Here is a 24,997-nt window from a genome sequence, read left to right as displayed (position 1 = left end):
AAGGTGCCCTCTCTTTTTTATACTTTCTTCTTAGGAAAATAGGTACAATATGAAGAGGAAGAATTATAGAAGAGGAGAGTGCCATTTGAAAAAAAGAAAGATAGTAGTTGTCGTTGTAGCATATACGGTATTACTTGCGACTTCTATATATACATACAAGGAGCAACTAAATCACCCCATTATGAGCGATGTAGGAAAGTTGCTTCCAACGAAAATTAAACGTGTTGAAAATGCTGAGGATGAACGTTCATTAAAACAGGTAGTGAAAGATGCAAATACTTCTGGAGAGAAAATTTCCATTGCAGGTATGCAACATAGCCAAGGAGGACAGACGTATTATCCGAACGGCACGATGCTTGATATGAAGGGGTATAATAAAATATTAGAATTTGATCCGGAGAAGAAGAGGATTAGGGTGCAAAGTGGCGTCACATGGAATGACATTCAAAAGAAAATCAATCCATATGGCCTTGCGGTTCAAGTAATGCAATCTCAAAACATTTTTACTGTTGGTGGTTCATTAAGTGTAAATGTACATGGGCGTGATATTCGTCATGAAGCATTGATTGATACAGTAGAGTCGTTTAGATTGTTAATGGTAGATGGTACGGTGCGTAATGTAAGTAGAGAAGAAAATGCAGAGTTATTTCCATATGTCATAGGTGGTTACGGGTTATTCGGTGTCATTTTAGATGTGACATTAAAGTTAACTGATGATGAATTATATGAAATGCATACGAGAATGATAGATTATAAAGAGTACACATCTTATTTCAAAGATAAAGTGAAAAGAGATGAAAATGTTCGTATGCACTTAGCCCGTATTTCTGTTGCCCCCAATTCATTTTTAAAAGAAATGTATGTGACAGATTATACATTGGCGAAAAATCAAAATATGAGGGAAGAGTACAGTGAATTAAAAGAGGAAACTATTATAGCTGCACCGAAATTTTTACTCGGATTATCTCGTTATAGCGATTGGGGAAAGAATACATTTTGGGATATACAAAGAAGTTATTTTGAACGTACAGATGGAACGTATGAGACGCGAAATAATGTTATGAGGTCAGATAGTGCCTTTATGGAATATGAAAATCCGAATCGAACAGAAGTGTTACAAGAATACTTTGTGCCTATAGATTTCTTCACGGAATACATAGATGATTTACGTAACGTATTAAATGAAGAAGAGTTTAATTTGCTCAATATTACGATTCGTTATGTGGAAAAGAATGAAAATGCAGTTTTATCCTATGCGAAAGATGATATGTTTGCGCTGGTTCTTTTAATTAACCAGGGACGCTCAGAGGGTGAAATAAAGAAAACAGAAGATGTCATTCAGAAAATGATTGATGTTACTTTAAAACATAATGGTAGTTATTATTTACCTTACTATTCGTATCCAACGAAGGCACAGTTAAAGAGGGCATATCCTCGTATCGAAGAATTTCTTCAGAAGAAAAAAGAAGCGGATCCAAAAGAGAGATTTGTGAATTTATTTTATAGGGAGTATACGAAATGACATATAGAAGATTTGTAGCGTCACAAAGCATAATTATGATGGCGGGAAGTATGGTATTTCCCTTTTACATTCTATTGCTTCGGAATGTTGGGAATAGCTTCTCGCAGTTTGGCTGGGCGTATGGCTTATTTGCTTTAACTTCAGCACTTGTATATCCATTAGTAGGAAAGATGTCTGATCGAGTAGGCGATCAAAAATTATTAATTATATATGCTTGGTCCATGGCAATATTAATGCTTTGTTTCCCGATTGCCACGGAAGTCTGGCATGTTTATATTCTTCAAATTGTAATGGGAGTTTTAGGTGCTGTGCAGCGTAATACTGAGAAGACGTCGTTAGCACGAAAGGTTGTGCAAGAAAATGCTGGTTATGAGATTGGAAAATATCATGTGTGGACATCGATTGGAGGAGCAGTAGCAATTATTGCAACGGGATATTTAGTAGATTTCTTTACGATTGGTACCATTTTTTATATTGCATCTATCTTATATGTAGTGAGTGGGATTGTATTAAGTAGTAAAAAAATATAATCATCCCCATTTTTACCTGAATACCCTTTATTTGTTATACTAAAAGGGAAAATAAAAGAAAAGGGGACATTGCCTTTGATGAAATTTTTAATTTTAGCTATTCTCACTTTGTTTTTGATTCCATGGACAAGAAGCGGTAGTAAACTTCGAGCAGTGGATAAGAAGGGGGATGAGAAGGTTGTAAAGGGTAAGAAATCATCCATTTTAGTTATTCCTGTATTATTTTGGATAGGTATTGCAATCTACGAATATCTTTGGCTAATCGATGATCGAGCAGATTCGATTCTTACTCATTATGCCGTTGCGGTAGCAGTTTTAATTGGGCTTGTTTTATTTTCACAAAATCAAATAGGGAAATTAGAAGGTACGTTAAAGGGACTTCTAATGTTTGTTTTACTCGCAAGTTACGGCTATTTTGGTTATTTGCACGATCTAGTAATCACGCAAAAAAAATATGATTCTGTTGTGAAGATCGAGAAAGATATTTCAGAGCCGTTTACTGAAAATGATCAACCATTTACAGTGCCGCCAAAGACAGCGGAGAATAAAATGAAAAAAGTATTTGGGGATATTCCGAAAGTAGCTTATTTTGAGCTAGGGGAATTAACGCCACAAATGGTAAATGGTGAGGCTTTATATGTAGCACCGATTGAAGTTTCAGGCTTTTTTAAAGCACGTAAAGCTGAGACAATTCCAGGGTACGTAACGATGTCAGGTACGAATCCTGATGCGGAAGCGAAACTGCATCTTGGTTATAAAATGAAATATGTGCCGAGCATGTTTTTTGGTAATAAATTAGAACGTGTCGTTCGAAAAGCAGAACCGGATTTGATTTTTAAAGGGAAACCTAAATTCGAAGTTGATGATAAAGGGAAACCGTATTATACAATGACATATGGTGAATTTATTTCAGGAAGATCTGGATTTGAGGTAGAGGGCGTTGTAGTAGTAGATGCACAAACAGGTGAAGTGAAAAGATATGATAAAGGTAAAGCGCCTAAATTTGTTGATGGTGTATTAAATCACGAGACCGCATCTACATTAAATACGTACTTCGGTAAATATATTCACGGATTTTGGAATACGAAATTCTCGCAAACGGATATGAAGATTCCGACTGAGTGGGGAACGAAAGAAGGAGTTACACCAATCTTCGGTAAGGATGGAACGTTATATTACTTTACTGATTTCACCTCTCCGAAAGAGGGAGTAGATTCTGCGTTAGGTTACTCGCTTATCGATGCGCGTACAGGTAAGTTGTATTACTATAACGGAAAAGAAGTGAAGGGGATTATGGATGGTTCAGCTGCTTCGGAAGTAGTGGATAATTCCTTTAAGAGAGAGAAATGGCATGGAACGATGCCGGTTATTTATAACGTATACGGTAAACCTTCTTGGATTGTACCTGTTATTGATGACGGGGGATTGGTACGTGCTCATACAGTTATCTATGCTTCTAATGCGAAAATATTTGCAACAGGTTCGACGCAAAAAGAAGCGCTTGAGAATTATAAAAATGCGCTGAGTGGAAGTGGAGATTCATTTAGACCGACTTCAAATGGTAAAGAAGCACAAAAAGAAGGCGTTGTACAACGTGTATATAAAGAAAAATCAGGTGAAAATACAATTGTGTATGTACTGTTAGAGAATGAACAAAAAGTATTTATGATACCGGTGAAGAAATTCCCATATGCTATGTTTACAGAAGTGGGAGATCCAATTCAAATCACATATTTAGATACAGGAGAGGCAATGTCTTCCGTATCTAAATTTACAAATAGCAATTTAAAAAAGTAAAGCGATAGAAATTCTATCGCTTTTTTTTACGGTATGAAACAGGAAAATGCACTATACTTGACGTATGTTTATGTTGTAACTATAATTGTTACGATTTAGTATTTATCGGAAAGGGTGAACGGAAGAAGTGAATGGAGTTAATCACGAAATATATAAACCTGTAAAGACAAATAGGTTATGGATGATTCTTGTATTAGGGACACTTACGGCGATTGGGCCATTATCTATTGATATGTATTTGCCTTCTTTACCAAAATTAACGGATGATTTACAAACAGGCGCATCTCTTGCACAGCTTACATTGACAGCTTGTTTGCTTGGGCTTTCAGTAGGACAATTATTTGTTGGTTCGATTAGTGACATTTACGGAAGGCGCAAACCTCTTATTATCGCTCTTTTTATTTATGTTGCTTCTTCTTTACTTTGTGCTATTGCACCATCTATTTGGAGTTTAGTGTTATTGCGCTTCTTACAAGGGGCTTCAGGATCGGCCGGGATTGTTATATCACGTGCAATGGTACGTGACATGTATTCAGGTTCTGAAATGACAAAGTTTTTCTCACTGCTCATGTTAGTAAACGGAGCAGCGCCTATTTTGGCACCGATTATTGGGGGACAATTACTACAGTTCACAACATGGCGCGGTGTCTTCATCGTTCTTGGAGCAATTAGTGTATTCATGTTAATATCAGCTACTTTCGTATTACGTGAAACATTACCTCCTGAAGAGAGAGAAACAGGTGGATTGTCAGGGACGTTGGCGACGTACGGAAAACTGTTAAAGGATCGTCTGTTTATGGGATATGCATTGTCACAAGGGCTAGTAACGGCGGCAATGTTTGCTTACATTTCGGGCTCACCATTTGTGTTGCAGAACATATACGGAGCATCACCACAGCAATTTAGTTTATTCTTTGCGATTAACGGTATCGGTATTATTATTGCTAGTCAGGTAACGGGTCGTTTAGCAGGGAAAGTGAATGAGAAGACACTATTTGTTGCTGGTATTATTATCGCAGCTGTTGGTGGCCTATCTTTATTACTGACAATCGTACTAGGAATAGGTTTAATTGGTGTTTTATGTTCATTATTCCTTGTTGTATCAAGTGTTGGGGTTGTCTCAACAACTGGGTTCTCGTTAGCGATGAGAAATCAGAAACAAGCTGCAGGAACGGCATCGGCTTTATTAGGTTTATTACAGTTCATTTCAGGAGCACTTGTTGCACCATTAGTAGGTATTGGCGGAAGCAATACCGCATTACCGATGGGGGTTGTGATAGCTCTTTGTGAAATTGGTGCTGTATTATGTTATCTATTTATGGCCAGAAGAAGTGAAAAGCAGTTTGAATTGCAACAAAGACAAAATTTAGAAGCTTAAATTATAAAAAAGAGCTGATTCAAAAATATTTGAATCAGCTCTTTTTTCATTTCTTTGAAATAACTCATACAGCTTTGTAAGGTGATGCAAAAGTTATTTGCATAAAGTGACGATACTGTGACAAAAATGTAGGCATGTATATTAAGGTAGCGTCTTAAGTGTAAAAAGTAGGATGTTCTCGGTATAATAACAAGTGGAGATAAAAGAAACTATAATGAGTAGTAGCTGTAGATAAAAGGAGAAGAAGAGATGAAGAAGGTTTTGGGTATTGCTGTAATGGGAAGTATGCTCCTTCTAGCAGGATGTAATGGGAATAAAGAAGCGAAAGAACCGAAAGAAAAGGTAGAGCAATCTACTGAGCAAACAGAAGAGATGAAAACATATCGCGAAGTACATGAAAAGTACGATGTGAAGATGAACAAAGAAATTAATAAAGCGTTACAGTTGTTTGAAGTGGCAAAAGAAAAGGGCGGTAAGGAAATAACGAATGCTAAATATAAGGAAGACGTACAAACGGTAACAACAGGCATGTTAGAAGATATTGATCATATGCGTAAAGAAATTCGTGTACCGAAGTCGAAAGAGCAAGAGCATGAGGTATATGTTGGTTTCTTGAATGAATCGGAACAAGCAATGAAAAAATTACAGAAGTTAGCTAAAGAAGAAGACTCATCATTGATTCGTGATATAGAAATTAACTTTGCAACAGCATCAACATACTATAAACGTTTTCAAGCAGAAACGAAAAAATAACCTTGCGTACGCGCAAGGTTATTTTTTTCTTACCATCTCCGTCTTCATCCTCGGATACTAATACCTTCTGTTCTTCGTGAAATTCAGAGATTGTTTGTCCGGTAATATTATCGAATGGAGTATAAAAAGAAGTGATACGTTTCTTTTTAATAAAGAGATTATAGAAGCCGATGATGACAAGTATTACGATTGTTAATGGTAATCCTATAGTAGCAAGAAGTAAGGGATCCATTTTATAACTCCTTTAATACACTTTTTTTATTATAAGCGAAAGATTGTAATTTCAATAACTAATATCGTAGAAAACTGATTTTTCTAAATATATCCAATTTGATTGACTTTTCATTTTTTCAGAATTATAATTCAAAATATACAATTTGAACCAAATAATAATATAGCAATTTACTTATCCAGAGAGGTAGAGGGACTGGCCCTATGACACCTCAGCAGCGGGTTCTGTAACAGGAACACCGTGCTAATTCCAGCAAGCAAGTCTTGAAAGATAAGTGATGGGCCTTCGTTTATTAAGCCTTGATCTTATTTTTTAAGATCAAGGCTTTTTGTGTTTTAAGAAGAAGTAATGGGAAAGATACGTTAACAAAACAAAGTAAATTTATGAGTTTAGGGGGTTATTGGAGTGTATGTTGTTAAAAAACTATCAGTTATGGTGTTTACACTATGGATTATTACAACCGTAACATTTTTGATTATGCACATTATTCCGGGGGATCCATTTTCATCGGATGCAAAGATCTTTCCGGCGGAAGTTGTGCAGAACATGAGAGCAAAGTATCACCTTGATGAACCGCTATGGAATCAATATGTTGCTTATTTAGACGGTGTAGTTCATTTTGATTTTGGTGAATCTGTTCAATCGACGGGGCAAGGCGTATCAGAAATTATTACAACAGGATTTGGTCCATCGGCAATTATTGGTTTACAAGCACTTGTTATTTCACTATTAGTCGGAATTGCAGTAGGTACATTTGCTGCTCTCTATCACGGGAGAGTAATTGATTATGGTGTGAGTTTACTTGCGATTCTCGGCATATCTATTCCAAGTTTTATTTTAGCACCATTATTTATACAAGTATTTGCTATACAATTTGAACTTTTACCAGTAGCGTCTTGGGGCACATTTGAACATACGGTATTACCGTCATTCGCATTAGCATTAGGGCCAATCGCGGTTATTACAAGATTTATTCGCTCTAATATGATTGAAGTTTTGCAGAGTGATTATATTAAGCTAGCGAGAGCGAAAGGTATACCAATTAAGAAGATTATTATTAGGCATGCCCTTCGAAATGCGATTGTTCCAGTATTAACGTTTGTTGGACCGTTAATGGCTGGGCTTTTAACGGGAACTTTCATTATTGAAAAGATCTTTGCGATTCCCGGTCTCGGAAAATATTTTGTAGATAGTATTTTTAACCGAGATTATCCAGTAATTATGGGAACAACAATTTTCTATAGTGCATTATTAATTTCTTGTATTTTCATTACAGATATTATTCACCGTATTGTTGATCCGCGTATTCGTTCTATTACGTAAGGAGGGGGGCATTTAAATGGGAGCTTATGAAATCAATAAACAGTTATTAACGAATGAAGAGAAAAAAGAATTAACGATAAATAAAGAGCAGCAAACGATTAGTCGAAAAAAAGAAGTGTTTCGTAAGTTTGTATCAAATCCGATCGCAGTTCTAGGAGCGGTGACATTATTACTCATTATTATTTTCTCTCTTATCGGTGAAAGTTTAACCCCTTTTACCGCGAGTGAACAAGTAAAAGAGGCGACAAATTTACCTCCTAGTAGTGAGCATTGGTTCGGAACAGATGATTTAGGTCGGGATATTTGGGCACGTACTTGGGCTGGTGGGAAAATTTCATTAGTAGTTGGATTAATAGCAGCCGTTCTTGATATAGGACTTGGTGTACTGATTGGGGGATTTAGTGGATATGTGAGAGGGCGTAATCGCCTTGGAACGTTAATTGATGAGTGGATTGTACGAGGGATTGAAGTATTATACGGTATTCCATATTTATTAATTGTTATTTTACTATTAATCATTATGAAACCAGGACTTTTTACAATTATCATTGCTCTTGCATTAACAGGGTGGATTGGTATGGCACGTCTCGTTAGGGCACAAGTCTTATCTTTAAAGCAAAGAGAATTTGTTATTGCAGCAGAGCGATTAGGTACATCGCATATGAAGATTATATACGGACATATCATTCCGAACTTAACAGGCATTATTATCGTAAATTTATCATTTACAATTCCCGCAGCTATTTTCTCAGAATCATTTTTAAGTTTTATCGGACTCGGGGTACAATCACCAGCAGCAAGCTGGGGGACGATGACGAACGATGCGCTCGGGACACTATTAAGTGGGGAATGGTGGCAACTTTTCTTCCCATCGCTGATGATTGCGCTCATCATGTTCGCATTTAATGCAATTGGTGATGGTTTGCAAGATGCAATTGATCCAAAAATCGTAAAAAGGAATCGAAAGGAGAAAAAACATGGGACAGCTCTTATCTTTAGAAAACGTAACATTGGCCGTTGAAAAAGAGAATAGTAAGCAAGCAATTGTGAAGCATGTTTCCTTTTCTATTAACGAAGGTGAAATCGTTGCACTTGTAGGAGAAAGTGGTTCAGGAAAAAGTGTTACAGCACAATCCATTGTCGGACTAAATCAAGAATCTATTCACATCGATGATGGAAGCATTTCTTTCCAATCTCAAGGATTAACGAATTTACAACAATCAGAATGGAATCAAATTCGAGGGAAAGATATTTCGTTTATCTTTCAAGACCCTCTGTCCTCTTTAAATCCGACGATGAAAGTAGGAAGGCAAATTACAGAGGTGATCTTGCAACATGAGAAAAAATCGAAAAGAGAAGCAAAAGAAATTGCGATTAACTTATTGAATGATTTAGGGATACATGAAGCAGAGAAACGTTTTGAACAGTACCCACATCAATTAAGCGGAGGTATGAGGCAACGTATTTGTTTAGCAATTGCGTTTGCGTGTCACCCAAAGCTCGTTATTGCAGATGAGCCTACAACTGCATTAGATGTAACGATTCAAAAGCAAATTATGGGGTTATTAAAAGAGCGAAAAGAAAAACAAAATACGAGTATTTTATTAATTACCCACGATTTGGCACTTGTACGTGAAGTAGCCGATCGAGTAGTTGTGATGTACGGGGGACGTGTTGTTGAAAAAGGGACGATACAAGAAGTGATAGGTTCACCTAAGCACTCATATACGAAAAGTTTATTGCAAGCTATTCCAAATATGGATGATTCCGAAAAGGTACTTAGGTCCATTGAGGGAACAACACCATCAATTGAAACGCTAAATAGCTTTGGGTGCCCATTTGTAAATAGATGCCCAGTAGCAATACAAGAATGCATTCATCGTTTCCCTGATAGAACATCATATTCTGAGGAACACAGTTCACATTGTTGGCAACATGTTTTAGAGCATGGCCAAGCGAAATCAAAAGAGAAGGTGAATGCCTCATGACGACAGATTTAATTACTGTAAAGCAAGTAACGAAAACGTATGGAAGTAAGAAGAAAGAAATAGCGGCGTTAAAAGATATATCACTTTCTATCCCGAAAGGAACAACGCTTGGCATTATTGGAGAAAGTGGTTCAGGGAAAACAACACTTGGTAAGCTCATAGCTGGGATCGAGAGCCCAACGTCTGGTGAAATTGATTATAACGATCAAGTTGTTCACAAGTTGAAGTCAGCTCATAAGCGAGATTTCTTGCAGAAAGTACAATTCATTTTTCAAGATTCAACAGCTGCATTAAATCCGCGCTGGAAAGTACGCGATAGCGTAACAGAAGGATATATTTCATTCGGTTTAGGTGATAAAGGATTGAAAGATGAGGTAGCAGGTGATGCGCTAGAACGTGTTGGATTAGATAGACGATATATTGATCGATACCCACACGAATTTAGCGGGGGACAACGTCAACGGATCGCTATTGCAAGGGCGTTATTATGTGATCCAGAAGTATTAATCCTGGATGAACCAATTTCAGCATTAGATGTTTCACTTCAAATCCAAATTGTGCACTTGTTGCAAAAGATTCAAAAGGAACAAGGCTATACATATTTATTTATCGCACATGATTTACCGATGGTTCACTACTTATGTGAAAAAGTGGCTGTCTTATATAAAGGAGAACTTGTTGAATTTGGAAATACGGATGAAGTGTTCCGTAATCCACAACATTCTTATACAAAAACATTATTAGCATCAACACCAAAAATTTCAGGTTAAAGGAGAATGTAAGATGAAGAAGTTTTTATTATTTGTCATTATGACCGTATTAGCAATTACTTCTGTAGCTTGTGGCAAGAAAGATACTTCAAAAGCAAGTGCTAGTAAAGGAGACCGTTTTGTAACGAATCTTGGTAGTGACCCTTACACGCTAGATTCAGCGATTTCAACAGATAATAACTCTAATTATGTAATTGAGCACTTATTTGCAACTTTGTATAGACAGACAACTGACGGGAAGTTTGAAAAGGATTTAGTAGAGAAAGAGGAAGCTGGAGCGGATGGAAAAGAGTATACATTCTATTTGAAAAAAGGATTAAAATGGTCTGATGGCTCCCCGTTAACAGCAAAAGATTTTGAATTTGCTTGGAAGAGAATATTAAATCCTAAAACGGGTTCTATGAATGCAACAGAACTATATTTCATTAAGGGTGGAGAAGCATTTAATACAGGGAAAGGTGCAGAAGATGCAGTAGGAATTCAAGCTGTAGATGATGTAACTCTAAAGCTACAATTTGAACATCCAGTGACATCTATTAAACGGACATTATCCCAGTCGTTATATATTCCACTTAATAAAAAATCTATTGATGAAAAAGGTAAACTAAAAGTAGATCCAAAAGAATTAATTACAAATGGTCCTTTCACATTGAAAGAATGGAAGCATAATCAAACGATTATTTTAGAAAAAAATAAAGAGTTTCATGATAAAAAAGTAGCATCAAAAGAGATTGAATTCCGTATTATCCCTGAAGGTAAAACAGCGTATCAATTATATAAATCTGGAGAATTAGATTTACTATCTCACATACCAACAGATTTAGTTGAAAAGGAACAGAATAATAAAGAGTTTAAAAAAATGCAAGACTACTCAACTCATATTTACTCATTTAATTCAGAAAAGCCGCCATTTACAAATGCGAAAATTCGTAAAGCTTTTGCAATAGCTGTAGATCGCAAGTTTATCGTAGAGAAAATATTAAAGAATAATGCAAAAGAAGCATATGGCTTTGTGCCAGAGGGAGCAAAAACAGAAAGTGGTCGCGACTTCCGTAAAGAGAAAGGTGACTATTTTAAATATGATCCTGCAGTAGCTAAGACTCTATTAGAAGAAGGAATGAAGGAAGAAGGATGGACTACACTTCCAGAAGTAACAGTGAAATATTCAGATAAGAAGAAAATAGCTGAAACACTTCAAGAAATGTTTAAGAAAAATCTTGGTGTAGATGTAAAAATAGAAGGTAAAGAGTGGAAAAGTTATATTGATATGTACAAACAAAGTGACTTCCAAATTGCATATATGGGATGGGGAGGATCTACATTAGATCCAGCTGCACAATTAGAAATTTATGCAGGTGATGGTCCAAATAACTATGCAAAATGGTTTAATAAAGACTTCGATAATTTAATTAATCAAGCAAAATTAGAACAAGATGAAAATAAACGCTTTGACTTATTACATCAAGCAGAGGATATTATGTTTACAGAATATCCTTTAATCCCACTTGTATTCCCAACAGATTCTTATTTACAAAAATTATCTGTATCTGGATTAGAATACTATGTAGGATCTCAACCGAGCTTACGATATGCTAAAAAATAAAATAAAGAAGTAGGCAACCGCCTACTTCTTTATTTTATTTCTCTTTTATATTCTTTTTTCGTTCCATCAGAGAAGACAACTTCTAAATCAAACTTTTGATAGTCTTTATCAAGTTTGAACACATTTACTACTTGATCGATTACTTCTTGGTCAGGAGTATCTTTATCAAATTTTAATTCTTGTAGAAGTGGGCTTAATTTTGTAATAGCCTCGTCACCTGTAAACTTTGCATTTGATTTGTGGTCTTCAAGTTTTGCTTCCATTTTTTTATCTGCTGCTGCATTTTTATAATCAGCCTCGTAGTCTTTCTTCGTATCTTGATAGTCTGCATCTAAACTAAATTCATTGAAGTTAAGTTTTAAATCAGCAGGAGCTTCATTTTTTGCTTCTTCAGTAGTTTTCTTATTAGAAGTTGTATCTTCTTTCGCAGGAGCTTTACATCCTGTTAATACAGGTACTAGCATAAGCGCTAATAAAACTGATAGTAAAATTCTCATTATAATTTCCTCCTTATGTAAATTCGTTCTATACAAGTTTTTCCCAAAATCATGTAATTATGTATGTGTTGAAAATAAATTATTAACTTGTAGCCACAAAGTTTAATTCGCAATTTAAATCAAAAATGATTTGTATGTATATGGTAAATTAAGGTTGTGAGGGGGTACTAAAATGCATGGAGAATATAAAGAGATGATAAAACAAGCAATTGAATATATAGAGGATCACTTACATGAGGAGCTTACAACAGAAAGAGTGGCGTCTCACAGTGCAGTATCGATGTACCATTTTCATCGCATCTTTCAAAGATATGTTGGGATGAGTGTAACGGATTATATTCGAAAGAGAAGGTTAACTCATGCTGCGCAAGTTTTAGTGTCAACGGAGAGAGCTGTTATTGATATTGCAGTGCAATACGGTTTTTCCTCACAAGAGGCATTTACAAGAGCTTTTAAAAGAATGTTTCAATTGCCACCAAAGAAATATCGAAAGTACTTTCAGTCATTTTATATAGAAAGAGAGGGTGTTTCAATGCAAAAAGGTATACCGAAAGGATGGATCTTAAGTGGAAGTCATCCTGCTGAATATGAGATGGGTTTAGATTATGAAGTTGCCCATCAAGGAAAAGTATCTGCATACATAAAAGCAAAAGAGAATGTTACGCACGGAGGATTTTCAACATTAATGCAAATGTTCCGAGCCGATAGATATGTAGGTAAAAGATTACGTTTAACAGCATTTGTTAAGAGTGAGAACGTAAGAGATTGGGCAGGATTGTGGATGCGAGTAGACGGAAAAGATACAGAACCACTCGCTATGGATAACATGCAAAATCGCCCAATTAAAAATACGAATAACTGGCAATCGTATTCGGTTGTATTAGATATAAAAGAAGGAGCGCTTGGTATTGCATTTGGTGTCTTATTAGCAGGAGAAGGTTGTGTGTGGCTAGATAGTATTCGATTTGATGAAGTGGATGAAAAAATTCCTTCAACAGATTTGGCTGAAAACTTTTATGAAACACTCCTAGAAGAGCCGGTAAATCTGCAATTTGAAGAGATAGAAAAGTAAGGAGAAAAGATATGCTCAAATATGTAAAACTAATAAGTATTAGTTTAGTAGTATCGTCTTGTATTATGGGAATTAACTATTTCATTAGCTATCTTTGGTCAGGGCATATACCCTCTTTGACGTGGAGAACATATTTGATGTTTGTGTTTATATTTATGATGAGTTTTGGTTCAATGCAAAAAGAAGGGGAAGAGGATTATTAAAAATAGTCTTCTTCGCCTTTCTTTCATTAACACAAATGTTCATAATTGTTTTCGGAAATGCAGGTATGATCTTTAATATAATTTCACTATCGTTACAACTTGTAAGTTCGGGTGTAATTGTACCACACGAGATGCTTTCTAAAACATATGAAACAATCGGCGAATTATTTCCCGCAACATATGCAGCGAATGGCTATTATACAATAATATTTGGGGGAGTTAGTTTAGAAAAAAATATTATTTCATTATTAGTCATTATATTAGTTACACAATTGGTAGCAGTAATTACTGTATCTATAAAAGGAATAGTAAAGAGAAGAAGTCATGTAGTTAAAGAAGTATAAAATAAAAAAGGTATCCTGCGATTGGATACCTTTTTTATTTTAATATTTTGCAACTTCTGTCCACTTGTAGTTAAATTCACCGCCGAAGTCAGTTGTTACAAGCCCTTTAATAAATCCGCGTTGTAGGTAAGAACGACCTTGTTGGTATAAAGGAGCGACAGCACCGTCTTGTAATAGGATTTTTTCAGCTTGCTTCATTGCTTCAAAGCGAGCCTTTTCATCGCCAGCTAAATCTGTTTTCACTTTATGAATGAGCGCATCGTACTCTTTGTTAGAGTATTTATCGAAGTTATAAGCGCTATCTGTTGTAAATAAATCTAAGAATGTAATTGGATCAGCGAAGTCAGGGCCCCAGCCATCAATACCGATTTCATAGTCACCACTTAATAGTAGTTTCAGCTGTTGTTTACGTGGTTGTGGTTTTAACGTCAATGTTAATCCATCTAGATTCTTTTCTAGTTCACCTTTTAAATATTCACCAGTCTTTTTAGCTAAAGCATTATCACTTGTTAATAGTTCGATTGTTACTTTGTCAGTACCAAGTTCTTGTTTCGCTTTTTTCCAGTTTTCTTTTGCTGTTTTCACATCATCTTTGACTAGGTTTCCATTTTCTTTACGGAAGTCAGTGCCTTCTGGACTTTTCGCGAATTTCGCAGGAACCACTCCTTCAGCTGGAACAGCACCATTATTTAAAATTGTTTCTACGTATGCTTTTTTATTCATTGCTCCGTTAATAGCAAGCCGTGCATGTTGATTTTTTAATGTTTCATTTTTTTGATTGAGTCGTAAGAATTGAATACCAACTTCAGCGCGGTCCTTGAAGTTTGGATCGCCCTTATATTTATCAACAAACTCTGCAGTTAAAGCAACACGATCGATTTGTCCTGAATCGTATAAGTTAACTTCTGTAGACTTATCTTTAACGACATTGAAGTTGATTTCTTCTAATTTTACAGTTTTGGCATCCCAATAGTTAGGGTTCTTCTTCAATTGGAAGCTTTGCTCGTGTTTCCAGTTATCTAATGTGAAAGCACCGTTGTAAATTAAATGATTTGTTTCTAAACCATATTTATCGCCCTGAGATTTTAAGTAATCTTCATTAATTGGTAAGAATGTTGAGAATGTCGTTAAGCTTAAGAAGTAGGGAACAGGACGGTCTAGTTGTACTTCTAACGTTTTATCATCAAGAGCTTTGACCCCTAGTTGATCAATTGGTAATTGTTTCTGGCTTATTTGTTTCGCATTCTGTATATCGAAGAATAAGAATGCATATTCAGCTGCTGTATCAGGATTTACGGCACGTTGCCAAGCGAAGACAAAGTCCTTTGCTGTAACTGGAGTACCGTTTGACCATTTTGAATCACGCAGGTGGAATGTATATTTTGTTTTATCAGGACTAAGGTCAACCGACTCAGCAACACCAGGAATTGGTTTGTTATCTTCTCCCATTGCATATAAACCTTCAAAAACATTGCGCATTACGCTCATGGATTCCCCATCCGTTGCTTTTGCAACATCCATTGTTGGAATTTCTGAAGCGAATGATAAGTTAATTGCCTGCTTATCAGGTGCTTTATCATTTGCTTTCGCTCCGCTTGCATGATCTTTATTTCCCCCGCAAGCAGTTAGTAATAGACTTGCCCCTAAAACAGATGCAACAACAGGTACAACTTTTTTCTTCATTGTTCGTTCCTCCCTAAAAGTGTTGTTCGTAACGTCGTAATTTCCAAGTTTTGAAGTGTAGCTATAGAAGAAGAGAAAACCTATTATAGATATGTGTATGTAGTTAATCAGATGTTCTATATGTATATACATGTTGAACTATAATCTATCGTTATATGTTTCAACGTAGTAGACGTTATATTTTGATGGTGAAATATTTCGTTTCTTTGATTATTTAGAATATTAACACTGGAAATAACTATATGTCAATAATAAAAATAGATTGTTAATTTCTTAGAATAATATATTAAAAAAGCAGATTTCCTCGTATTAGGGAATCTGCTTTTCATATGTTTTGCTAAAAAAATAATTGGTGTGGGCTAATAATCAGTGGAGGATGAAGAAAAACCCACTGATTAAAGTTGCGCTTTATTTTTCAATTTTTGCCCATTTGAAGTTTAATTGACCTGCAAAGTCTACTTGCACAATTCCTTTCACATAAGAACGTTCTAAATAAGATTCGCCTTTTTGGTAAAGAGGAGCGATAACAGAGTCTTTAAATAATATTTTCTCGGATGCTAGTAATGCTTCCCAGCGAGCTTTTTCATCACCGGCTAAAGTCGTTTTCACTTTTGCTATTGTTTCATCAAACTCCTTATTAGAGTAATGATCTAAGTTGTAAGGGTTATTCGTTGTAAATAGCTCAAGGAATGTAATTGGATCCGCAAAGTCAGGGCTCCAGCCGTCAATTCCAATTTCGTAGTCACCTTTTAATAAAAGTGAAACTTGTTGTTTACGTGGTTGCGGCTTTATATTTACTGTTAATCCATCTAAATTCTTTTCTAGTTGTCCTTTTAAGAATTCACCAGTTTTCTTTTCAAGGTCACCGTCACTTGTTAATAGTTCTAACGTTATTTTTTCAGACCCAAGTTCTTGTTTTGCTTTTTTCCATAATTCTTGAGCAGATTTTGTATCAACCTTTGTTAAATCGCCGTTTGCAGCACGGAAGTCTGTTCCGTCAGGTCCTTTTGCAAAGTTTTTCGGCACGAGACTAGAGGTTGGGGTAGAGCCGTCATTTAATAACGTATTTACAAAGGATTTTCGATCAATTGTTTGATCGATTGCTTGGCGTGCAGAAACGTTTTGAAGTACTTTGTTTTGTTGATTCATACGTAGAAACTGTACCCCTACGTTTGGCCGTTCTTTAAAGTTAGCATCCTTTTTATATTTATCAACGAAGTCAGATGTTAGTTTGATACGATCTAATTGTTTTGACTCGAATAAATTTACTTCTGTAGATTTTTCTTTTACGACGTTAAAATTGATTTCTTCCAGTTTGACAGTATCTTTATCCCAATAGGTAGGGTTTTTCTTAAATTTAAAGCTTTGCTCATGCTTCCAATCGCTTAGTGTAAAAGCTCCGTTGTACAAGATTGTATTGTCTTCTAAAGCGTACTTATCACCTTGTGATTTAAAGAATTCCTCGTTAATTGGTAGAAATGTTGGGAACGCTGTTAAGCTAATAAAGTACGGAACAGGACGTTCTAATTCTACCTCAAACGTATGGTCATCAATTGCTTTTACACCAAGTTGATCGGCTGGAAGTTCTTTGTTGTTAATTTTTGTTGCGTTTTTAATATCAAAGAATAGAAATGCATATTCAGAGGCTGTTGCTGGATCGACAGCTCTTTGCCAAGCAAAGACAAAATCTTTCGCTGTGACAGGAGTGCCGTTTGACCATTTTGAATCTCGTAAATGGAATGTGTATTTCGTTTTATCGCCACTTACTTCATGAGATTTTGCAACGCCAGGGACAGGTTTGTTGCCTTCACCAAGATTATACAAACCTTCAAATACGTTTCTCATTACTTGACCAGAATCAGTATCTGTAGCACGGGCTGTATCCATTGTTCGTATTTCAGTAGGTGAAGATAAGTTTAAAACCTGTTTACTAGGTGCCTCGTCTTTTGCATTTGCTCCGCTTGCTTCGTTTTTATAACTACCGCAACCAGTTAATAAAATACTTACTCCTACAACTGATGCAATACCGGGTACAAACTTCTTTTTCATTTGATTTTCCTCCTAAATAATTAAGTTTGGATGATGATGAGGGAAATGAAAAATAAAAAATCCCTCTTTTCATATTGAGAAAGAGGGATTTTTACGTACAAGTTATGCACCCGTATATAAACGAAGTCCCTCATTCTATCTTTCAAGCACAAAGCTTGCAGGAAGTGGCACAGTGTTCAAAATGAACCTGTTGCCGAGGTTTCAAAGGGCCAGTCCCTCCACCTCTCTTGATACAATGAGTAAACGAATGAATTTTATTAATTTTTGTGTTTCTTTGATAATTCAAAATCTTACACCTTGGATAATGAAGTGTCAACCAATTGAAATATAGTTTAAATTTTCAGTTTTATTAAGTGAAAAAAACCACTGCATATGGCAGTGGTTTTTCTACTAGAAGTTAAAGTTATCTGGATCTGGACCAACGCGACGCTCTTCATTTAGAGCTTGAATTGCTTTCATGTCATCAGCACTTAATTCAAAATCGAATATATTTGCATTTTCAATAATGCGATGTTCTTTAATAGATTTAGGGATTGTTACAACTTCATTTTGTAAATCCCAGCGTAAAATAATTTGTGCAGTTGATTTATTATATTTTGTCGCAATGTCTTTTAATGTTGAATTATCCAGTAGTTGTCCCTGCATTAATGGTGACCAAGCTTCAAGCTGGATGTTATGTTCTTTACAGAAAGCGTGTAGCTCTTCTTGTGCTAAACGTGGGTGGTATTCCACTTGGTTGACCATTGGCTTAATCTCAGCGATTTCAAATACGTCTTGTAAGTGGTGAATGTGGAAATTACTCACACCGATAGCACGAACACGGCCATCTTTATAAAGTTTTTCTAACGCTTTCCATGATTCAGTATATTTCCCTTTTACAGGCCAATGTACTAAATATAAATCTAAATATTCTAGACCTAATTTCTCTAATGTAGTTTCAAATGCTTGAAGTGTTGTTTCATATCCTTGATCGCTATTCCATACTTTTGATGTAACAAATAATTCTTCACGTGAAACACCTGATTCACGAATCGCTTGTCCAACGCCTTCTTCGTTTTGATAAATTGCTGCAGTATCAATGCTGCGATAGCCATTTTTAATTGCTGCTTTTACAGATTCAATTACTTCTGAACCATCTTCTACTTTAAAAACACCTAAACCGAACCAAGGCATTTTTACACCGTTATGTAATGTTGTATAGTCTTTTAAACTTGTTAAATTCATATTATTTCCCCCTAGCTTTTTTGTTTGTTGCTTCTACTGCTTTTTGAATTGCCTCTGAAAAATTATATTCATATAAAGCTTTGAGACCCTCAGCTGTGGAACCACCTGGTGTTGTCACTTGTTCGCGGAGGTTAGCTGGATCTTGCGTTTGTTCAAGCATAGAAGCAGAGCCGGAAATCATTTGAATGACAAGGTGTTTTGCGGTTGCTTCATCGACTCCATAATTTTTTGTTGCTTCAATTAAGCTTTCAGCAAAGTAATAAAGGAAAGCTGGTGCACTTCCAGTAACTGCAGTAAGCTGATGAACTTCTTCTTCAGTGCAAAGTTGCGAAGTGCCAATGCCTCTTAAAAGCAGTTGCAGGGTTTCTTGATGCATCTCGTTTACTGATCGTCCCATTGTATATAAGGAGATAGACTTTCCAATTTCAGCAGCTGTATTTGGCATAATCCAAGCGACAGGTGTTCCCCCGGGAAGTTTTTCTTCTAAATAAGATGGGCCAATGCCAGCAGCTACCGTTACGACAAGTTGATTCGATAGTAACGGAGATAATTCTGCTAATAATTCTTCATGTGCAGAAGGTGGCATTGCTAAAACAATCGTATCAACAGATGTAACATGCTGCTTCCAATCTGTTGTGATAGACACATTATATCGCGCTCGTAATTGTTCTAGCTTTTCTACGTTGCTGCGGTTAGAAACGATAATTTCTTCGATGTATTCTTTGCTTGTTTTAAGTAATCCGGAAAATATAGCTTCTGCCATACGACCAGCACCAATAAATAGAATTCGATGTTTAGTTAGCATATCCTTTATTCCTTTCTAGTGAAGATATGTTATAAAAAACGATACCATTTTTAAGAGGATTTTGTAAAAAGAAAAGAATTATCGTGAAAAGGATGAAAATGGAGGGAGGAGGGTTAATACAAATAAGGTTATAAAAATTATTATACTTAAAAAATAGTTGTAATAAAAAATCCCTGAAGCATAATTGCTTCAGGGATTAATAGATTATAAGTTTATGCTTTTGTCATACCTAACAATACAGCGCCGCCGATAATTAAAACACTACCTAGTGCAATAAAGATCAATTGACGTTTTGTTTTCTTTTCACCTAAGAAGACAATCGCACCGAATGTTGAGATAACGATTCCAGTTTGAGATAATGGGAAGCTTGTTGCTACTCCGACACGTGGTAATGAAAGAAGTAAGAATAAGTTTCCAGTTCCCCATAGTAAACCAGATAAAGCATTACGGATTGCATATTTGTTAAATGGTTTATGTTTAGATGTCAATACAACCGCACCGACAAACATACCAACTGCTTGTGGTAAAATAGCAGACCAACCATCGATATTATACCAACGAATAATAATTACATATACAAGGTAACCGAAAGTAGAAACAATTAAAGTAAGAAGTCCTTTTTTCAATTGTCCTGGTGGCTGTGCATTTTCTTTGTCATCTAGTGATGTGAATACAACACCAACTACGATTAATAGGATTGCAATCGTTCCCAGAACAATCGTTGTTGTAGTAGTCCACTCACGGAAAGCGATAACTCCAAAGATAGAAGTTGCAACAAGTTGCATACCAGTAGAAATTGTTACGGTAGTTGAAACACCTAGTTTTTCAACTGTTTTTAATTGGTTTACTTGTCCTAAAGCCCAGAATAAACCTGAAATAAAACCAACAATCAAGACTGTCATTGTTAAAGCTGGTTGAGTAAATACATACATAATTGTTGCGAAGAATAGAGCACCGATTGTCATACCTACCGTTTGGCTATATGCACCACCACCCATTTTTACGCTTACTAATAAGATGTTTCCCCATGCAATTGCAGGAAGAAGCGCTAATAAAATGTCCATTACAAGACTCCCTTCGATTTCCTATACCAATATAATTACATATCGTTCTAACGATCGGTAATGCCCCACTAATAGAGTAGAAGATTACCGATCGCTAAAACAGGATGAAGAATTCACGATATAAATGCGTTTTCATTTCTTCATTTTTTGAAACACCTCCATATAATAACAGGAAATTGCCTATTTTAGAAAGTGAATTCAAATAAAATGTATATTTTAATAAAATATAAAATTCAGTTATTTCCCATTGGTATATTTTATTTCCTAAGAAATAATGAAGCAGCTTCGACAAAAGCTGCTTTAAGGGTTAGTAATTCTTTTATTAATAAGCTGAATACATAGCAGAAATAGGAGTGACATACTAATAGTGATAACTACTAGTGTCCAAGCGAGTTGCATATTACTTGCATCAATCGCCATATAAATTGCAGTTGGGATTGTCTGTGTTTTACCAGGGATATTTCCAGCAAACATGAGCGTAGCACCAAATTCCCCTAGTGCACGAACAAAGCTTAAAATCATTCCGCTTAGTAAGGCCGGAAATGCAAGCGGAAGTGTGACGTGTAGAAAAACTTGATATTCACTTGCACCAAGGTCACGAGCACTTTCTTCAATTTGTACATTCGCGATAGAAAATCCTGTTTTTGCTGATTGGTACATAAGCGGAAATGCAACAACTGTAGAAGCAATGATCGCAGCAGTAGATGTGAACATAATAGACTGCTGAAATATTGATTCTACCCACGTTCCAATGGGACTATTATTTCCAAAAATGATAATGAGAAAAAAGCCGATTACGGTTGGCGGAAGTACCATTGGTAATAAGAAAATAGTTTCTAATATTACTTTATATCTCCATGAGGAGCGTGCTAGCGCTCGTCCGATTATCGTTCCTAAAATTGTAACGATAATGGTGGCGCATGCAGCTACTCGTAAAGATAGAAAGATCGGTGACAAAATGGCATCAAAGCTCATGGCAATTATGATAGGACTGTAAATCCATATTTCTTAAAGATAGATTGTGCATCTTTTGACTGCAAATACTCATAAAATGAAGTCGCCTCTTTCTTATGCTTAGATTCCTTTATAACACCTAAAGGATAGTGGATTGGCTCATGCGAAGTCGCTGCTGCTGTCTCGCCAATCTTTACTTTGTTTGAAATAAGAGCATCGGTTTTGTATACAATACCAGCATCGACATTACCTGTTTCTACATATGTTAACACTTGGCGAACATCTTTTGTAAATACGATTTTATTTTGAATGTCATTCCATAGATTTTCATGTGTGAGAGAAGCCTTTGCGTATTTTCCCGCAGGTACTGATTCAGGTGTACCAAGTGCGATTTTCTTGATTTTTTCATCTTTTAAATCTTGAATTTTTGTAAGAGAACTATCTTTTGGGACAACTAGAACGAGTTCATTTCCAAGAAGATTTTTCCCTTCTTTTTCATTAATAAATCCTTTTTTAACAAGGGTTTGGAATTTATCTTCGGCTGCTGAGAAGAATAAATCAGCAGGCGCGCCTTGTTCAATTTGTTGTTGAAGTGCACCAGAAGCACCGAAGTTAAAAGAAAGTTTAATATTAGGTTCTTTTTCTTTATATTTTGTTTCAATTTCTTTTAGTGCATCTTGTAAGCTTGCAGCAGCTGATATAGTAAGTTCTACTGCTTTTCCTTCTTTAGCAGTTGATTTTTCTTTCTTTTCGCCGCTTGTACATGCAGCACTAAATATAAGAAGAAAAGAAAGTATAAGTGCTCCGATGGATCGTAATGTAAACTTGTTCATAAAAAAATCCCCTTTCGTTTTGACATATTTAATTATAACTAATTATAACTAGATATAACTAGTTATAATTGAATATAATTTGAACGATATAGTTGTTTTTTAATATAGGAGAAATATTCTTTTCTTTGTTACAATGAAGAAAGAAAGTGAGGAATCGTCTATGGATCATCATTCCTACACAACGGAAGAAGTAGCGAAGCGATTAAAAGTATCAAAATTAACTGTATACGATCTAATTAAAAAAGGAGAACTGCCTTCTTATAGAATCGGTAGACAGATGCGCATTGATGCAACGGATTTAGAACAATATATAAAGCAAATGAAAACAGGGAAAATACAAGGAACTCCTGTAAAGAGTGAAGATAGTAGGGGCTTGGATACATTTATTATTAGCGGACAAGAACTAACGTTAGATATGTTGGCAAAACGTATAGAAAATCGCTTGCCAAGTTCAAATGTATTAAGGGCATATCAAGGTAGTTTAACGAGTTTAGTAAAGATGTATCAAGGAGAAGGAAGTATCGTTAGTCTGCATTTGTTTGATGGCGAAACGGGTACATATAATGTTCCGTATGTAAAACGTATTTTAGTTGGACAACCATGTACGATGATTAATTTATTAGCAAGGAACGTTGGGTTTTATGTGCAAAAGGGAAATCCAAAAAATATAAAAACATGGGCTGATTTATCTCAATCATCTATACGATTTGTAAATCGAGAAAAAGGTTCTGGCATTAGGGTGTTAGTGGATGAACAATTGCGCATTCAAAAATTAAATAAAGAGCGTATTAGTGGATATGAATGGGAAGAGTCGAATCATCTTGGTGTTGCCACGCAAGTCGCAAATGGAAAAGCTGACGTAGGAGTAGGGTCAGAAAAGTTTTCACAGATTGTAAACGTAGACTTTATTCCAATCATGAAAGAACAGTATGATTTAGTGATTTTGAAGAATAAAGAAAATGAAGAGCTGATCGAAGTTGTGAAAGATATTCTGCAATCGGAAGAATTTCGTAATGAATTAAAAGCGATTGGCGGATACGATATGACGAAAACAGGTCAAATTATATATGAAATAAACTAAAAAGCTGCTTGTCTATAAGACAAGCAGCTTTTTCTATATATAAAGGGGTTTGGGGAAACAAAGTATTAAACAAGACTTTGAGCAAGTGTATAAATGAAGGCCGTAAGAAGAGTAGCTCCACTTGCAAGTCCGATAAAGTCTGATTTGTTGAAAGTAATGTTGTTCATTATAATCTCTCCTTATTTGTTTAATGTAGTTGCAACGGCTTTTGCATCGACAAGTGCGGATAGCACCATGCCCATTGTATTTAAAAATTTGTTTAATTTCATTTTGTTCATCATGCGTATCCGCTCCTTTTCGAATTGTTGTTGCCCTGCTTTATGTCTTAATTATAGGAAATATGATCGCCTGCAACTATCGAATTAGCTTACGGGAGACTTACATTTTTGTAAGAAAAAAAGACATTCATGTAAGAATGTCCGTTAAAGCATATTGATATGATGATGCTCTTCAATTGTTTTTAAAAAGCTGCGCATTGAATTTGTCATGTAGCTATCTTTACGGCGTATGAAAACCGTTGAAATACTACCGTATTTTTCAGGAATTGCATGACAATGTACCTTACCTGCTTTAGAAAGATGATGGACAGCAGACTGTGGTACGAGTGTAATTCCAAGGCCGAGTGCAACACTGTTTAATATTGTCTCTAATATATTAAATTCCATAATTCTTTTTGGGAGCAAACCTTCATCTTTAAGCCATCGTTCTAGTTTGGAACGGTATCCACATCCGTGGTTAAAAACGAGTAGGGGCGTTGTTGTAAATTCTTCTATATGAAAAGCTTTATTTTGTGTTACAAGCATTAATTTTTCTGTACTAACATCGTATTGTTCAATTAGTGGATGTTTAATAGGCCCTGATATAAAGGCGCCATCTAATTGATGATCAAGTACTTCTCTAATCAATGCTTCTGTTAGACCTGCTTGTAATGATAAATCGACATTCGGATAGCGTTTATAGTAAGAAGATAAAATGGTAGGTAATGTACTTACTGTTTCGACTGTACCGATTTTTAATATGCCAGAGGGAGTTTCACTATCTAAAAATACTTGTTTTAGCTCGTCAACATCTTGCAAAATTTTATTAACATAAACGAGCATTTTTCTTCCTTCAGCTGTTAAAGTCATGCCTCGTTTATGACGATAAAAGAGCGGTGTTTTTAGCTCGTTTTCCAGTTGTTTAATACGAGCAGTTACATTTGATTGTACGTAGTTTAATTCCTTTGCTGCACCGCTTATACTACCGCGGTCGGCAACGCTTTGGAAGATTTGTAAGTCTCTTAATTCCATAGC

At 35.7% G+C, this 24,997-nt stretch carries 24 protein-coding genes, 1 pseudogene and 2 riboswitches; of the genes and pseudogenes, 14 read left to right on the top strand and 11 right to left on the bottom strand.

Annotated elements, in window-relative coordinates:
* Positions 1-85 precede the first annotated feature (85 nt).
* The 5 genes from MKX31_RS22685 (at position 86) to MKX31_RS22665 (ending at position 5,980) form a co-directional block, all read left to right on the top strand.
* Positions 86-1,522, top strand: a complete 1,437-nt coding sequence (locus MKX31_RS22685) for an FAD-binding oxidoreductase (protein WP_141525451.1) — start codon at positions 86-88, stop codon at positions 1,520-1,522.
* A complete protein-coding gene (locus MKX31_RS22680; RefSeq protein ID WP_000222364.1) occupies positions 1,519-2,052 on the top strand; it encodes an MFS transporter in 534 nt (177 codons plus the stop codon). The genes MKX31_RS22685 and MKX31_RS22680 overlap by 4 nt, the downstream gene beginning before the upstream one ends.
* 78 nt (positions 2,053-2,130) lie before the next feature.
* Entirely contained in the window at positions 2,131-3,849 is a 1,719-nt protein-coding gene (locus MKX31_RS22675; protein ID WP_088048216.1) for a DUF3981 domain-containing protein, read from the top strand.
* A 127-nt stretch (positions 3,850-3,976) separates the two neighbouring features.
* The gene (locus MKX31_RS22670; protein WP_088048217.1) at positions 3,977-5,227 is read left to right on the top strand and encodes a multidrug effflux MFS transporter; all 1,251 of its coding nucleotides are present in this window, start codon (positions 3,977-3,979) and stop codon (positions 5,225-5,227) included.
* Between the two features lie 249 nt (positions 5,228-5,476).
* The gene (locus tag MKX31_RS22665) at positions 5,477-5,980 is read left to right on the top strand and encodes a hypothetical protein (RefSeq protein WP_088048218.1); all 504 of its coding nucleotides are present in this window, start codon (positions 5,477-5,479) and stop codon (positions 5,978-5,980) included.
* A 22-nt stretch (positions 5,981-6,002) separates the two neighbouring features.
* On the opposite strand, the pseudogene MKX31_RS22660 reads toward MKX31_RS22665, so the two are convergent.
* Positions 6,003-6,212 (bottom strand): annotated as a pseudogene (locus MKX31_RS22660) (DUF3951 domain-containing protein); the annotation flags it as partial.
* Between the two features lie 171 nt (positions 6,213-6,383).
* Positions 6,384-6,489: riboswitch (SAM riboswitch) on the top strand.
* A 128-nt stretch (positions 6,490-6,617) separates the two neighbouring features.
* On the opposite strand from MKX31_RS22660, the gene MKX31_RS22655 reads away from it, so the two are divergent.
* Genes MKX31_RS22655 through MKX31_RS22635 form a run of 5 tightly spaced genes read left to right on the top strand, consistent with a single transcriptional unit; the run spans position 6,618 to position 11,896 of the window.
* The gene (locus tag MKX31_RS22655; protein WP_242290153.1) at positions 6,618-7,535 is read left to right on the top strand and encodes an ABC transporter permease; all 918 of its coding nucleotides are present in this window, start codon (positions 6,618-6,620) and stop codon (positions 7,533-7,535) included.
* 16 nt (positions 7,536-7,551) lie between these two features.
* Positions 7,552-8,556, top strand: a complete 1,005-nt coding sequence (locus MKX31_RS22650) for an ABC transporter permease (RefSeq protein ID WP_064474406.1) — start codon at positions 7,552-7,554, stop codon at positions 8,554-8,556.
* Entirely contained in the window at positions 8,513-9,523 is a 1,011-nt protein-coding gene (locus MKX31_RS22645) for an ABC transporter ATP-binding protein (RefSeq protein WP_340981584.1), read from the top strand. The genes MKX31_RS22650 and MKX31_RS22645 overlap by 44 nt, the downstream gene beginning before the upstream one ends.
* Positions 9,520-10,293, top strand: coding sequence for an ABC transporter ATP-binding protein (locus MKX31_RS22640; protein WP_064474404.1), 774 nt, complete (start codon positions 9,520-9,522; stop codon positions 10,291-10,293). The genes MKX31_RS22645 and MKX31_RS22640 overlap by 4 nt, the downstream gene beginning before the upstream one ends.
* 13 nt (positions 10,294-10,306) lie before the next feature.
* A complete protein-coding gene (locus MKX31_RS22635) occupies positions 10,307-11,896 on the top strand; it encodes a peptide ABC transporter substrate-binding protein (protein WP_154131611.1) in 1,590 nt (529 codons plus the stop codon).
* A 29-nt stretch (positions 11,897-11,925) separates the two neighbouring features.
* Here MKX31_RS22635 and MKX31_RS22630 read toward each other — a convergent pair whose 3' ends face one another.
* On the bottom strand, positions 11,926-12,393 hold the full coding sequence (locus tag MKX31_RS22630) for a YusW family protein (protein ID WP_064474402.1): 468 nt from the start codon (positions 12,391-12,393) through the stop codon (positions 11,926-11,928).
* Positions 12,394-12,565: 172 nt separating this feature from the next.
* Between MKX31_RS22630 and MKX31_RS22625 the strand changes: the two genes are divergently transcribed.
* The 3 genes from MKX31_RS22625 to MKX31_RS22615 are packed head-to-tail and all read left to right on the top strand — an operon-like array spanning position 12,566 to position 14,012.
* Positions 12,566-13,465: a helix-turn-helix transcriptional regulator gene (locus MKX31_RS22625; RefSeq protein ID WP_088048221.1), complete on the top strand. Its 900-nt coding sequence runs from the start codon at positions 12,566-12,568 to the stop codon at positions 13,463-13,465.
* An 11-nt stretch (positions 13,466-13,476) separates the two neighbouring features.
* On the top strand, positions 13,477-13,668 hold the full coding sequence (locus MKX31_RS22620) for a hypothetical protein (RefSeq protein WP_064474400.1): 192 nt from the start codon (positions 13,477-13,479) through the stop codon (positions 13,666-13,668).
* A 35-nt stretch (positions 13,669-13,703) separates the two neighbouring features.
* Complete coding sequence (locus MKX31_RS22615) at positions 13,704-14,012, top strand: hypothetical protein (RefSeq protein ID WP_064474399.1); 309 nt, start codon at positions 13,704-13,706, stop codon at positions 14,010-14,012.
* Positions 14,013-14,051: 39 nt separating this feature from the next.
* Here MKX31_RS22615 and MKX31_RS22610 read toward each other — a convergent pair whose 3' ends face one another.
* The 7 genes from MKX31_RS22610 to modA all read right to left on the bottom strand — a co-directional run bounded on the left by MKX31_RS22610 (position 14,052) and on the right by modA (position 22,624).
* Positions 14,052-15,695, bottom strand: a complete 1,644-nt coding sequence (locus MKX31_RS22610; RefSeq protein ID WP_340981580.1) for a peptide ABC transporter substrate-binding protein — start codon at positions 15,693-15,695, stop codon at positions 14,052-14,054.
* A 408-nt stretch (positions 15,696-16,103) separates the two neighbouring features.
* The gene (locus tag MKX31_RS22605; protein WP_088094838.1) at positions 16,104-17,744 is read right to left on the bottom strand and encodes a peptide ABC transporter substrate-binding protein; all 1,641 of its coding nucleotides are present in this window, start codon (positions 17,742-17,744) and stop codon (positions 16,104-16,106) included.
* A 132-nt stretch (positions 17,745-17,876) separates the two neighbouring features.
* A riboswitch (SAM riboswitch) is annotated at positions 17,877-17,981 on the bottom strand.
* 153 nt (positions 17,982-18,134) lie between these two features.
* Positions 18,135-18,968, bottom strand: a complete 834-nt coding sequence (locus tag MKX31_RS22600; protein ID WP_064474396.1) for an aldo/keto reductase — start codon at positions 18,966-18,968, stop codon at positions 18,135-18,137.
* Position 18,969: 1 nt separating this feature from the next.
* A complete protein-coding gene (gene proC / locus MKX31_RS22595) occupies positions 18,970-19,773 on the bottom strand; it encodes a pyrroline-5-carboxylate reductase (RefSeq protein ID WP_340981579.1) in 804 nt (267 codons plus the stop codon).
* Between the two features lie 212 nt (positions 19,774-19,985).
* Positions 19,986-20,837 (bottom strand): GRP family sugar transporter, encoded by an 852-nt coding sequence (locus tag MKX31_RS22590; RefSeq protein WP_000353549.1) that lies wholly within the window; start codon positions 20,835-20,837, stop codon positions 19,986-19,988.
* Positions 20,838-21,137: 300 nt separating this feature from the next.
* A complete protein-coding gene (gene modB, locus MKX31_RS22585) occupies positions 21,138-21,812 on the bottom strand; it encodes a molybdate ABC transporter permease subunit (protein ID WP_046956647.1) in 675 nt (224 codons plus the stop codon).
* A 5-nt stretch (positions 21,813-21,817) separates the two neighbouring features.
* A complete protein-coding gene (gene modA / locus MKX31_RS22580) occupies positions 21,818-22,624 on the bottom strand; it encodes a molybdate ABC transporter substrate-binding protein (protein ID WP_098110821.1) in 807 nt (268 codons plus the stop codon).
* A gap of 133 nt (positions 22,625-22,757) precedes the next feature.
* On the opposite strand from modA, the gene MKX31_RS22575 reads away from it, so the two are divergent.
* Positions 22,758-23,705 carry a helix-turn-helix transcriptional regulator gene (locus MKX31_RS22575; RefSeq protein WP_103656048.1) on the top strand — a complete coding sequence of 316 codons (948 nt, stop codon included), beginning with the start codon at positions 22,758-22,760 and terminating at the stop codon, positions 23,703-23,705.
* Positions 23,706-23,770: 65 nt separating this feature from the next.
* Here MKX31_RS22575 and MKX31_RS22570 read toward each other — a convergent pair whose 3' ends face one another.
* Together MKX31_RS22570 and MKX31_RS22565 are read right to left on the bottom strand one after the other, a co-directional pair.
* Positions 23,771-23,872, bottom strand: coding sequence for a DUF3948 family protein (locus MKX31_RS22570; RefSeq protein ID WP_001060020.1), 102 nt, complete (start codon positions 23,870-23,872; stop codon positions 23,771-23,773).
* Between the two features lie 255 nt (positions 23,873-24,127).
* Positions 24,128-24,994 carry a LysR family transcriptional regulator gene (locus MKX31_RS22565; protein WP_103656046.1) on the bottom strand — a complete coding sequence of 289 codons (867 nt, stop codon included), beginning with the start codon at positions 24,992-24,994 and terminating at the stop codon, positions 24,128-24,130.
* Between the last annotated feature and the right edge of the window lie 3 nt (positions 24,995-24,997).

This window comes from Bacillus sp. FSL M8-0063 (genome assembly GCF_038005545.1).
In the GTDB taxonomy this organism is placed as follows: Bacteria; Bacillota; Bacilli; order Bacillales; family Bacillaceae_G; genus Bacillus_A; species Bacillus_A wiedmannii.
Note: the sequence above shows the minus strand (reverse complement) of the source record. Positions and strands in the feature narration are given on the sequence as shown.